Source organism: Litchfieldia alkalitelluris, from assembly GCF_002153425.1.
In the GTDB taxonomy this organism is placed as follows: Bacteria; Bacillota; Bacilli; order Bacillales; family Salisediminibacteriaceae; genus Evansella; species Evansella alkalicola.
Map to the genome: position 1 here is coordinate 1,202,477 of NZ_KZ119600.1, position 12,544 is coordinate 1,215,020.

Annotated in this window: 12 protein-coding genes; 10 read left to right on the plus strand and 2 right to left on the minus strand. The window is 39.5% G+C overall.

Annotated features, from left to right (window positions below; genetic code table 11):
* Positions 1 to 179 precede the first annotated feature (179 nt).
* Positions 180 to 1,373: a hypothetical protein gene (locus BW724_RS05545; RefSeq protein WP_088074269.1), complete on the plus strand. Its 1,194-nt coding sequence runs from the start codon at positions 180 to 182 to the stop codon at positions 1,371 to 1,373.
* 356 nt (positions 1,374 to 1,729) lie between these two features.
* On the opposite strand, the gene BW724_RS05550 is transcribed toward BW724_RS05545, so the two are convergent.
* A complete protein-coding gene (locus BW724_RS05550; protein ID WP_088074271.1) occupies positions 1,730 to 1,954 on the minus strand; it encodes a hypothetical protein in 225 nt (74 codons plus the stop codon).
* A gap of 169 nt (positions 1,955 to 2,123) precedes the next feature.
* Here BW724_RS05550 and fabL point away from each other — a divergent pair, with 169 nt between their 5' ends.
* Positions 2,124 to 2,885, plus strand: a complete 762-nt coding sequence (gene fabL / locus BW724_RS05555) for an enoyl-[acyl-carrier-protein] reductase FabL (RefSeq protein ID WP_088074273.1) — start codon at positions 2,124 to 2,126, stop codon at positions 2,883 to 2,885.
* Between the two features lie 116 nt (positions 2,886 to 3,001).
* On the opposite strand, the gene BW724_RS05560 is transcribed toward fabL, so the two are convergent.
* Positions 3,002 to 3,424, minus strand: a complete 423-nt coding sequence (locus BW724_RS05560; protein ID WP_088074274.1) for a hypothetical protein — start codon at positions 3,422 to 3,424, stop codon at positions 3,002 to 3,004.
* A 281-nt stretch (positions 3,425 to 3,705) separates the two neighbouring features.
* On the opposite strand from BW724_RS05560, the gene BW724_RS05565 reads away from it, so the two are divergent.
* The 8 genes from BW724_RS05565 (at position 3,706) to BW724_RS05605 (ending at position 12,505) form a co-directional block, all read left to right on the plus strand.
* Positions 3,706 to 3,900: a gamma-type small acid-soluble spore protein gene (locus tag BW724_RS05565; protein WP_088074276.1), complete on the plus strand. Its 195-nt coding sequence runs from the start codon at positions 3,706 to 3,708 to the stop codon at positions 3,898 to 3,900.
* A gap of 1,763 nt (positions 3,901 to 5,663) precedes the next feature.
* A complete protein-coding gene (locus tag BW724_RS05570) occupies positions 5,664 to 6,137 on the plus strand; it encodes a DUF3939 domain-containing protein (RefSeq protein WP_088074278.1) in 474 nt (157 codons plus the stop codon).
* A gap of 19 nt (positions 6,138 to 6,156) precedes the next feature.
* Positions 6,157 to 6,684: a nucleoside tri-diphosphate phosphatase gene (locus BW724_RS05575; protein WP_088074281.1), complete on the plus strand. Its 528-nt coding sequence runs from the start codon at positions 6,157 to 6,159 to the stop codon at positions 6,682 to 6,684.
* Positions 6,685 to 6,995: 311 nt separating this feature from the next.
* A complete protein-coding gene (locus tag BW724_RS05580; RefSeq protein WP_088074283.1) occupies positions 6,996 to 8,738 on the plus strand; it encodes an ABC transporter ATP-binding protein in 1,743 nt (580 codons plus the stop codon).
* A gap of 1,223 nt (positions 8,739 to 9,961) precedes the next feature.
* Positions 9,962 to 10,747: an MBL fold metallo-hydrolase gene (locus BW724_RS05585; protein WP_088074284.1), complete on the plus strand. Its 786-nt coding sequence runs from the start codon at positions 9,962 to 9,964 to the stop codon at positions 10,745 to 10,747.
* 609 nt (positions 10,748 to 11,356) lie between these two features.
* Entirely contained in the window at positions 11,357 to 11,761 is a 405-nt protein-coding gene (locus tag BW724_RS05595) for a YhfM domain-containing protein (protein ID WP_140354914.1), read from the plus strand.
* A 106-nt stretch (positions 11,762 to 11,867) separates the two neighbouring features.
* Positions 11,868 to 12,071 (plus strand): hypothetical protein, encoded by a 204-nt coding sequence (locus BW724_RS05600; RefSeq protein WP_140354915.1) that lies wholly within the window; start codon positions 11,868 to 11,870, stop codon positions 12,069 to 12,071.
* 47 nt (positions 12,072 to 12,118) lie between these two features.
* Positions 12,119 to 12,505: a hypothetical protein gene (locus BW724_RS05605; RefSeq protein ID WP_088074292.1), complete on the plus strand. Its 387-nt coding sequence runs from the start codon at positions 12,119 to 12,121 to the stop codon at positions 12,503 to 12,505.
* The last annotated feature ends 39 nt before the right edge of the window (positions 12,506 to 12,544 follow it).

Sequence of the window (12,544 nt, forward strand, 5' to 3'; positions counted from 1 at the left end):
ATGTTCCTACTCTTATTTTTTGGAAGTTGTATGGAAAATTCCGTGGTATAATTAAATAGAATAAGATTGTGAAGAAATACACTTGAAATATTTGGAGAGATCATAACAAGATTTTTAATTTTGTTTAAACACTTATTGTGAAAAATATCTTAATTAGATATTTTCAGAGGGGGAGAGAAATGTTAAATTTCGAAAACTTATATGAACACATTATTCTTAATTCGAAGTTTTATTGGAGGGAATTTACAACGGTTGCCTTTGCTTTGTATGATAAAGAAAAGGTGTACTTATACAATCATCCCAATTATTCTAACGAGGGTAAGCACTACTATATAATCCAATGGAATAGCCAATTCAATGGAGCAAATACTCTTATTATGTATGATCATTATCCAACCGCTATAGTTAATTTAGATTATTATAATGATATAGAGAAGATATATGCTATTTTACAACATGAATTATTCCATGGATTACAATATCTAAATGAAGAAAAAAGATTTCCTAACGAATTTTTAGGAATGATCTACCCATTATTAAAAGAGAATTTGGAACTAAGAAGTAGGGAAAGAAAGATTCTTTATAATGCTGTAATAGCACCTTCTCATACTGAAAAGATAAATCTCCTTAAACACTTTATTTCCATACGTGAAAAAAGACGAAGTTATATTAATGACTTCTTGGAGTACGAAACTTCTATCGAAACAGTAGAAGGACCAGCTTTTTATATTGAATTACACGCATACTCACACATTAGTTCCAATAAAAAAGAGGTCGAAATAAAAGAATATGGTTATGATTTACTTGATAACAAAGAATCTGCTTTTAACCTTAGAAAGAGTTGTTATAGTTCAGGATTATATATCTGTTTGTTGCTTGATGAACTTTCCCCTGATTGGAAAGAAGTGTTATTTATGACCGAAAAATCGCTATACGACCTATTGAAAGATACAGTTGATTGGGAAGTTAACGATACCCAAGAAGTGGAAATTAGTTTGGAGACAAATTTTATTTTTAATGCTATAAGAGAAAATACGCAAGAGGTATTCAGGCATTTCGAAAATGATAAGGGCCATCATCTTCTGATTATAGGTGAAATAATTTGCAAGGAATTTGACCCAATGAATGTAGTTGCATATGAAAATCAACTTTTACACAAAACTTTCCTTTCTATCTTAATAAATGAGAAAGAATATTATATTAGCCAGCCTGTTATTACTCACTTTTATCAAAAGGTCAGTTCTATTACTAAATTACATATTGTATTAAATGAAAAACCAGTATATAAGAACGGTGTAGTCAGAATTAAGGGATTAGGAAAGATTAAGGGTCAATACTCTTTTGATAAAGGTTACCATTATGTCGTTATTTAGATATTTATTTGTTTTATTGTGAATTATGGATTAACAAAGCCATTTATTTAAAGATTTTGTTAAAGGATAATGTTGATATTTAACACTGTTGATTTTTATAGATACACCTGTCTCTTTCTCTACGAATAAATGCTCCGTAACGTATCCGTCTAGACAACTGAAGCATACTCGTGATGTTTATGCTTGTTCCTGCGGGATTGAAGTCAGGTAATAAGCCCCGCAGATATTAAAAATACATCGAGGAGGCTTATCAGCCGCCAGCGGAAAGTAAGTACCAGTAACAAAAAATCAACATCAAAGTATAACATAGCCAACAAAAAACCTCACTAGCATTAGCTAGCAAGGTATTAACCACATTAATCAAAGTGTATTCTAGATCCGCTTTCATAATCGGCTTCGTGATGATTAAAGCTGTCACGATTCATAATTTCTTTTACAATCTCCTTATGAATCGTATTCCCCTCCGCATTTAAATATGGCACCATTTGTTGTAGACTATGGTGGAAGTATGCAAGCTCTTTATCTGTCCATTCTGTTTTCGGCAGCATACCGAGCTCTGTCATGTCACGGCCAACGTACATAAAAATCTCCTCCATGAATACGGCTTAAGGGTAGAGACAGTGATCAATTTTTTACGAAAGCGTAAGATGGAAAAGCCATCTCACAGATAGTATCTCTAGAGGACTTGGCCTATATTCGTTATAATGTGAAGTAATCATGACAAAAAAAAAGCTAATAAGGAGAATACATATGGGAAATTCAACGAGAAAAGTTGCCCTCATCACTGGAAGCAGCAGGGGCATTGGAAGACAAATTGCATTATTTTTAGCTGAACAAGGGTATAACATCGTGATTAATTACGCAAGAAGTCGCAAAAAAGCAGAGGAAACTGCAGAAGAAATTCGTGCATTAGGTGTTGAAGTAATGACAGTAAAGGCAAATATTGCCAAGAAAGAAAAGGTGGAGGAAATGTTCCAAGCGATTGATGAACATTTCGGAAGAATTGATGTGTTGATAAATAATGCGGCATCGGGCGTACTCCGACCTGTTATGGAGCTCGAGGAAAGCCATTGGGATTGGACGATGAACATCAACAACAAAGCCATGCTGTTCTGTTCTCAATTGGCCGCAGAACGCATGAGGGCACAAGGGGAAGGCGGATCAATCGTGAGCCTCAGTTCCTTAGGATCACAGCGTTATTTGAAAAACTATACGACTGTAGGTGTATCAAAGGCTGCTGTTGAAGCATTGACGAGATATTTAGCAGTAGAATTAGCACCATTTAATATCAGGGTAAATGCTGTTTCTGGAGGAGCTGTGGATACGGACGCTTTAACACATTTTCCAAATCGTGATGAGTTGTTGTCAGACTCAGCGGAGCGCACACCAGCAGGAAGATTGGTTGAACCTGAGGACTTAGCCAATGCCGTGGTTTTCCTAACGTCACCGCAAGCTAAAATGATCTGTGGTCAAACGATTGTAGTGGATGGTGGAATATCGCTTTTAACGTAAGGGTCGAGTTAGTTTTGTTTGGTAAAGGGTGTTGTTCATTTAAGTTATAAAAACAGGCTTCCATTTTAACGGAAGCCTGTTTTGCTGTTCTAACGTTTGTGTTTAGTGGCGTGGAATTATTTGCCGAAAAGTAAACACCATCTTTGGTGTTTGTTCCAATTTATCTTTCTTAAGGCTTCATCTGTTATCCATAAGAAAAGCGCAACTGTAATCGCTGAAAGGAATGCTATGTCTACTTCCATACCGAATAGTGGAGTTGGCCAGTTCATTGGATAAACGAAACCAAATATTATGGCAAAAATCATATGTACAAATAAGGCAATGAGTGATTTTGCTTTCCTCGATTTTTTCCTAGCAAAGTCTGATAAATAAGTAACTGGTATTCCGTACAATAAAATAAATGGCGATATGATAAGGGTATAAAGAGCTGTTAAAACAACTAACTCAAAAGGGTGCATCCAGGCATCAAAAAACACTGTAAGAATGAGGAGGAGAGAAACAGGAGTTGCTATTAGGGCTGTCGTTAATTTTCTTTTCATGAACGTAGTCTCCTTTGGGTTAGTTTGTTATCTTCTCAGATATAGTAGTGCGTCGTTGTTGTTTCTCTAGGCTATGTCCGTTATGTAAGCTATGTGGTTATACTAGTTAAACTTTATTTTATCATAAGTTTCTAAATATTCGTTAATCTAATTTCTGAGTAGATTACTTTGCAGAATTTATCATTTTCATACGAACCAAAAATTGTGAAAAATTTGTCATTCTTTATCGGGATAAATGAATCGTCACCGGGACATTCTAATCTACGTGGAGGTGATAAGCCATGGCAAGAAGACAACAACAACAAGCGTCTCAAACTAACGCTCAAGAAGTTCGTCGTCAAAACCAACAATCTGCACAAGGTCAGAGCCAGAACTTTGAATTCGCGAGTGAGACTGACGCTCAAGAAGTTCGTCAACAAAACCAACAGTCTGCTGCTCGTAAACAGCAAGCTTCTGGTGGGCAACAACAACAGTAATTAATTTACTGTAAGAATGTTCGCTCTAATTTATTTCATTACCCCTTTTTCCGATTCGGAAGAAGGGGTATTTTTTAGTTTGTCGAGCGTCTTCGGGCACTATTCCTTGATGTTAGTGCCCGGAGCAACCTTGAGACGAGCGCTTCGGGTACTATCCTGTGATGATAGTGCCCGGAGAAACCTTGATGCGAGCGCTTCGGGCACTATTCCGTGATGATAGTGCCCGGAGAAACCTTGATGCGAGCGCTTCGGGCACTATTCCGTGATGATAGTGCCCGGAGCACCCTTGATGCGAGCGCTTCGGGTACTATCCCGTGATGATAGTGCCCGGAGTACCCTTGAGGCGGGTGGCGGTTTGCTTTCTTTGGTCAATTCTGATTGGAAATTGTGTTTAATTTCCCTTTACGAAAGCAGACGCATTGCTTCGGTAAAATAAATCAAGTTTAATTTCCCTTTACAAAGGCATGCGCATTGCTACGGGTAAATAAACCGCATTTAATTTCCCTTTACGAAGGCATGCGCATTGCTACGGGTAAATAAATCAAGTTTATTTTCCCTTTACGAAGGGAGGCGCAATGCTTCGGGTAAATAAACCGCATTTAATTTCCCTTTACGAGGTCAGGCATAGTGCTTCCGGTAAATAAATCAAGTTTAATTTCCCTTTACGAGGTCAGGCACATTGCTTCGGGTAAATAAATCGCGTTTAATTTCCCTTTCCGAGGTTAGGCATAGTGCTTCGGTAAAATAAATCAAGTTTAATTTCCCTTTACAAAGGCATGCGCATTGCTACGGGTAAATAAACCGCATTTAATTTCCCTTTACGAAGGCATGCGCATTGCTACGGGTAAATAAATCAAGTTTATTTTCCCTTTACGAAGGGAGGCGCAATGCTTCGGGTAAATAAACCGTATTTAATTTCCCTTTGCAAGGTCAGGCATAGTACTTCGGGTAAATAAATCGCGTTTAATTTCCCTTTCCGAGGTTAGGCATAGTGCTTCGGTAAAATAAATCAAGTTTAATTTCCCTTTACAGAGGCATGCGCATTGCTACGGGTAAATAAATCAAGTTTATTTTCCCTTTACGAAGGGAGGCGCAATGCTTCGGGTAAATAAACCGTATTTAATTTCCCTTTGCAAGGTCAGGCATAGTACTTCGGGTAAATAAATCGCGTTTAATTTCCCTTTACGGTGTCAGGCACATTGCTTCGGGATAATAAATCGCGTTTAATTTCCCTTTCCGAGGTTAGGCATAGTGCTTCGGTAAAATAAATCAAGTTTAATTTCCCTTTACGAGTTCATGCGCATTGCTACGGGTAAATAAACCGCATTTAATTTCCCTTTACGAAGGCATGCGCAATGCTACGGGTAAATAAATCAAGTTTATTTTCCCTTTACGAAAGCAGGCGCACCGCTTCGGGTAAATAAATCAAGTTTAATTTCCCTTTACGAAAGCAGACGCATCGCTTCGGGTAAATAAATCAAATTTAATTTCCCTTTACAAAGCCAGGCGCACCCCTTCGATCAAATAAACAAAGCACTAATTAGAACTTTCAAGAAGCTGCCAGTGAAATAGCCTTCAAGTCACCTTATCCATGCATTAATTCTCTTCCAAGACCAAGCCCCTTTTCGCTTTTCTACTATAGAAACATTTTAAATTTGGTTAAACAATAGTATAATGATGATGATAGAAACAGGAAAAGAACCACCATTTTTTCCAATAGTATAATATAGGCTCTGATGGAGTAACTTTAGGAGGGAATTGCATTGTTCAATTGGGGGAACCGCAAGAAACCTAAGGGGGACGCAAAAGGAAAGTCGTCAGAGAAAGAAAAAAAGATCATCAATGCGTCTATTGACGAAGTGAGACAAGCAGTAAATGCTTACGCTTCTTCCATGAAAAAAGGGATATCACTAAGAAGTGTGATACAGGAAGATCATAAAATTGACTATGATATGATCTACTCTTATTTAGGGGGCATACCTGATAAGCAGTTTTACATGTCAAGGGAGACATTTGAAATTTTTGAAGACCCGCAATATCCCAAGTATATTGATCTTTGTCAAATTGCCTGTGACCAATACTATCTGGAAAAAAACGAAGAGCCAGTTACGCCTGGTGATCCGTATAGGAAGTTAAATTATTTGAAGCTTAAAGATTATTTAAAGGAAAAGCCACCATTTCAGCTTTATTTGCACCCACGGGATAAAATGGTGACACATCGATCTCCAAAAGAATAAGAGAGAAAGGAGCAAAACTGTGATTTTTCCCAAGACTGGCAGTAATATTTTAGTACAAAGCTATAAGCATAATGGACAGCTTCATCGAGTCTGGGAAGAGACAATCATTCTCAAAGGTACGTCCCATGAGGTGATTGGGGGAAACGATCGAATTATGGTGCAGGAATCAGATGGGCGACAATGGCGGACGAGGGAACCTGCTATCTGCTATTTCACGGCACACCATTGGTTTAATGCTATCGGTATGATCCGCAATGACGGAATTTACTATTACTGTAATTTAGGTACCCCATTTACATACGATGAAGAAGCATTGAAATACATTGATTACGACTTGGACATTAAAGTTTTTCCAGATATGACGTACAAGCTGTTAGATGAAGATGAATTTGCATTACATAAAAAGCAAATGAACTATCCTGACGAAGTGGAAGTCATTCTGCGCAGAAGCGTTGATGAGCTAGTATCTTGGATTGGTCAACGGAAAGGGCCATTCGAACCTGGTTTTATCGAATATTGGTATGAACGTTTTTTACACTATCGATAAAAGTAGAGTGGACAAGGCATGATAGATGGTTATATGTTCGGACCGGGATCTAATAACTAAGTAACTGAGGTCCGAAGCGTGCCAGTCATTAAAGTTTTACCAAAACATAAGAATAATTTAATATAGGAAGAGGAGAGTGCGGTTTTAATGAAAACCGTCTTTTCTTTTGGGGAAAAATAAGGTTGCGAGACATGAAACAGATGATCATCAAGCTTTATTTTTCTCGGAAAAAAGCAGGGGTGAGAGTAAGTTCAGATCCCCCAACTCAGTGATCTATCACATGGATTGAGAATGTAGAAGGTGGTTGAAAGATGGATAGTATTAAGCGGTACATGACATACATAAAGCCGTATTGGAAAGAAATAACAGTGACAGTACTCATCGGGATGCTAAAATTCGGTATTCCGTTATTAATTCCATTGATTTTGAAATACGTCATCGATGACATTATCGGTGCGACAGGATTAACGAACGACGAGCGATTAACGCAATTATATTGGCTCATGGGTATTGTACTTGTCGTATTTATTTTCCTGCGACCGCCAGTGGAATATTACCGACAATATTTCGCACAGTGGACTGGAAGCAAAATCTTGTACGATATAAGGGAACAACTTTTTTCCCACTTGCAAAAACTTAGCTTAAAGTTTTATTCCAACAGGAAGTCTGGAGAAATCATTTCAAGGGTCGTTCACGATGTGGAGCAAACGAAAAACTTCATCATCACAGGAATGATGAATATTTGGCTAGATATGTTTACCATCGTTGTGGCTATCGTCATCATGTTAACGATGGACGTGTGGCTCACGATAGTAGCCATTGCATTATTACCTTTCTACGGATTTGCCATTAAGTTTTTCTACAGCAGGCTTCGTGATCTTACTCGGAAACGTTCGCAAGCCCTAGCAGATGTCCAAGGCCATTTGCACGAGCGACTTCAGGGAATGAATGTCATTCGGAGTTTTGCCTTGGAGGATCACGAGCAGAAGGCATTTAATAAACAGAACGCAAATTTTTTACAAAAAGCATTGGACCATACGCGTTGGAACGCGAAGACGTTTGCTGTCGTGAACACGGTGACGGACATTGCGCCGATTCTAGTCATTGGTGTCGCTGGATACATGGTGATCCAGATGAACCTCACTGTGGGTACGCTCGTGGCATTCACTGCCTATATGGACCGCCTGTACAATCCACTGCGCCGACTTGTTAATTCGTCGACGACTTTGACGCAGTCCATTGCGTCTATGGACCGAATGTTTGAGCTAGCTGATGAAAAATATGATATTACTGACAAACCAAATGCAGTTCCATATTCCATGCCGCAGGGAGAAGTCGTGTTTGAAGGTGTAGGCTTCAGCTATGACAACGATCATTCAATCTTGAAGGACATCAACTTCCGCGCCAACCGTGGCGAGACGATCGCAATCGTTGGAATGAGTGGTGGTGGAAAAAGCACGATTATGAGCTTGATTCCAAGGTTCTACGATGTTACTTCAGGAAGAATTCTCATTGACGGCAAGGATATTCGCGACTATCAAGTGCGCACCTTGCGTGATCGCATTGGAATGGTGCTTCAGGACAATATCATTTTCAGCGACTCGGTCCGCTTCAATATTTTGATGGGAAAACCTGATGCGACTGAAGAAGAAGTCATTGCAGCAGCCAAAGCGGCCAACGCCCATGATTTTATAATGGAGCTTCCAGAGGGCTACGATACGAACATTGGAGAGCGTGGCGTCAAGCTTTCTGGTGGGCAAAAACAAAGAGTTGCTATTGCACGCGTGTTTTTAAAGAGTCCAGAAATCTTGATTTTTGATGAAGCGACAAGTTCGTTGGACTTAGAAAGCGAGCATCTCATCCAGCAATCCTTGTTCCGATTAGCGGAAAACCGCACTACCTTCATTGTGGCTCATCGTCTATCAACGATCACCCACGCCGATAAAATTATCGTCATTGAAGATGGGCTCTTGAAAGAAGTAGGCAACCATGAAGAGTTGATGGAACGGCAAGGAGCTTACTATAACTTGTTCCAAGTGCAGAAGTTGAATTAGAGGTTAGGGAACGGGTTTGAAGTAGTGGTGAATGAAAGCTGGGGAGTAGGACTTGGGTTTAGCGCGGGTGTGTGGTGAGTGGGAAATTGAAATGTGGGAGTTAAATGGTAGGAGATCTAAAAAAAGCTGCAGTTTGCAGCTTTTTTTAATGGGTAATAGAGCTTTTTCGATTTTAGAACCAATGATTGTTTGTTTCTAACTGGGGGATTAGTTCCCTTTGCAATGGTCTTGCTGAGGTTTCGGGCACTATGAACCAGGAATAGTTCCCGAAGGCCTCGTCTCAAGGTTGCTTCGGGCACTATGAGCAAGGAATAGTGCCCGAAGCGCTCGTCTCACCGTTACTCCGGGCACTATGAGCAAGGAATAGTGCCCGAAGCCCTCGTCTCAAAGCTGTTCCGGGCACTATGAACAAGGAATAGTTCCCGAAGCCCTCGTCTTACTGCTGCTCCGGGCACTATGAACAAGGAATAGTGCCCGAAGCGCTCGCATCAAAGTTGCTCCGGGCACTATCAGCTTGTAATAGTGCCCGAAGCGCTCGTCTCAAGGTTACTCCGGGCACTATTTGTACGGAATAGTGCCCGAAGGCCTCGCATCAAAGTTGCTCCGGGCACTATGAACAAGGAATAGTGCCCGAAGCGCTCGCCTCAAGGTTGCTCCGGTCACTATCAACACAGAATAGTTCCCGAAGGCCTCGTCTCACTGCTGCTCCGGGCACTATGAACAAGGAATAGTGCCCGAAGCGTTCGTCTCACCGTTACTCCGGGCACTATGAACACGGAATAGTGCCCGAAGCGCTCGTCTCACCGTTGCTCCGGGCACTATGAACAAGGAATAGTGCCCGAAGCGTTCGTCTCACCGTTACTCCGGGCACTATGAACACGGAATAGTGCCTGAAGCGCTCGTCTCTCCGTTGCTTCGGGCACTATGAGCAAGGAATAGTTCCCGAAGCCCTCGTCTTACTGCTGCTCCGGGCACTATGAACAAGGAATAGTTCCCGAAGCGCTCGCATCAAAGTTGCTCCGGGCACTAACAACAAGGTATAGTGCCCGGAGCCCTCGCCTCAAGGTTACTCCGGGCACTATCACCAATTTTTAGTTCCTTATCTACTGGCAGATTAATCCCCTTACCAAAAGGCAACACAATTTTTTTTACCCAAAAGAAAGGGTTTTGAAGTATGGTCTTGAACATGTAAAGGAAGTTATTTAACGCTTGGAGGTAGTCAGATGATAATAGATGACGCGTGGTTTACTGTGCAAGAAATTGATTCAAATACATATGCAATCAGTGAATACGGGCATTGGGAGAAGGTACACTCATTTTTATTGTTGGGTAAAAAGAAAGCCGTTTTAATTGATACAGGTCTCGGCATTGATAATATAAAAAGAATCACTGACCAATTGACAACATTACCAATTGAAGTTTTCACCACACATGTTCACACTGACCATATTGGAAGTCATGGAGAATATGAAAAGATTTATGTCCACGAGGGGGATAGGGATTGGTTAGTGAACGGAATACAGGGCTTATCAATCGAGCAAATTAGAAAAGACATTAGTAGAGATATAACTTTGCCTACACCAGATTCATTTGACCCTAACACATATCAACCATTTCAAGGGGAACCAACGGGTTTATTACGTGATGGAGATGTATTTGATTTGGGGAATAGGGAGTTAGTTATCTATCATACGCCTGGACATTCTCCTGGCCACATTTCCATTTTTGATAAAACTAACGGGTACTTGTTTACAGGGGATTTACTATATGATGAAACGCCTGTATACGCTTTTTTCCCTTCTACGAACCCTGTGGATTTAGTGAATTCTTTGGAAAAAATTTCAGAGATACGTAATATTACAATGATTTATGGTTCACACAATAGTTTAGGGCTGAATCCGGAAATTTTAGAAGAGGTAAAAACGGCAGTTACGTATTTGAGAGAAAACGAGCTTACTAAATTCGGTACAGGCATTCATCAATTTAAAGGCTTTAGTGTACAGTTTTGAAGTCTATTCAGTAAGGCTAAAGAAAACTACAATCTGAATGAGCTAGATTTTTAAGCTTGTAGTTCTTGTTATATATGGATTATATGTATTAAAAACTCTGCTTCCGGGATTGCTATATGTTACCAAAAGTGTAAGCTGTCTGTTGGGAATTTGTGTTAAAATGGTTTTAATACAACACGTGATGAAGGGAGGCAGTGTTATGATTCTCTCGGCCATCGTTGATTTCTTTATTATACTTATCCCTTGGTGGTTATTTCTCCTTTTTTTCCAAAGGGTCACCCACCGCTATCCAAAGAAAAATAGTTGGAAAAAAGACATTTTCCTTACACTAGTTCAAACTATTGTAATTATATTCATATTTTTACCCCTCCTTAATTGGATGTTGAATTGATGCTATGGTTACACGATTTGAGTAGGGAGTGAATGGTAATTTTTATAACCACATATGTGAATTTGTTCACAATCAAGGGTCGTGGCGGACTTTTCGCTGTAGTACTAACATGTTAAAGCAATGTGAAACGAGAGATATGATAGGGCTTGCTCTGTTTCAACTATTCAAAAGTTTTTTCATCAAATTTACTATATAAACTGAAAAGGCGGAGATGGAACATGAAACGTACTTGGATCTTATTGATTTGTTGTTTCGTCATATTGTTTGGAACAGGGTGTACTAGCATGTGGGATAGTACGATGTATAAAGACAAATATGTCAGTCACATCATTCTTGAGGATGTTAAAAATGGTGGTGAATACTCGAAAACCTTTAGGGATCATAAACGTATGAATGTATTTATTGATGCTATTGAGAACGGGGAGGAGCTGCCAGGGATTTTAAGTTATTCAACAGAATTCTGGTTGTCAATTAACTTTGATGACGGTTCAGTAGAGCAATTTGATTTCAGTTTGGGGACAGACGATGACATAGAAGGTTTACTTGTAAATCTCATCAATACTCATAAAGGATTTGCCATCACTATAGAAGATTCCAATGCATTGCGAGAGATTATTTATTGACTTTTTCGGAAAAAATTAGTCCTTATTCTTCCATAATAGGTGATAAAATGAAAGGTGAATTATGCAATTCTTTGTCATCAACAATTGGGGGAGGCTCCTAGAACAAATGCTTAAAAGTTGGGGAAGTATGTCTACATGGGGAAAATTTTGCCTTGTATCCAGTGTGATTTTTTTATTAATAGGAGTTATTTGGCTCATTTTTGATGTTTTTACAAGTGGACTGTCGTTTTGGTCTCCAGCTAGGACGTTCCTCATCGTCGGGATTTGTTTATTTCTCATGATGTTGAGTGAGAACGAGACAGAAGCGTGAGGTAAGGTCTTGTTATATAAGGTGGGTACATAGGAGGGGGTGAGACTTTGAAAAAATTTGTAGCTTTATTTTTAGCAATAGTAGTATTCATATTCTTTATTTCTGGTTGTTCTGGAAAACAAGAGTTAACAGTAGATGAGATATTAGGGATCCTTGATAATGAAGGAATAAGCTATGAAGAAAGAGAAGTACACCCGTCAGAGGAACTCTCAAAGACAGTAGAAAATTACGTTTATGAACTAGAGGAAGGAAGATTTCGTATCCACTTTTTCTCTTCAGTAGACGATAGAATGGAAGTCGAAAAGGATCCATACCCTGCTGCGATCTTTATGCCAAACGCATCTTATAGTAAAGATAAAATTTTGTTATATTATGTGGCCGGAAACGAAGCCTTAGTCGAAAAACTAGACAAGGCCTTTGAAGGGTGGAATTGAATTTAGTACATATTTTCTAAAGGTCCGAATTGTGTTCTT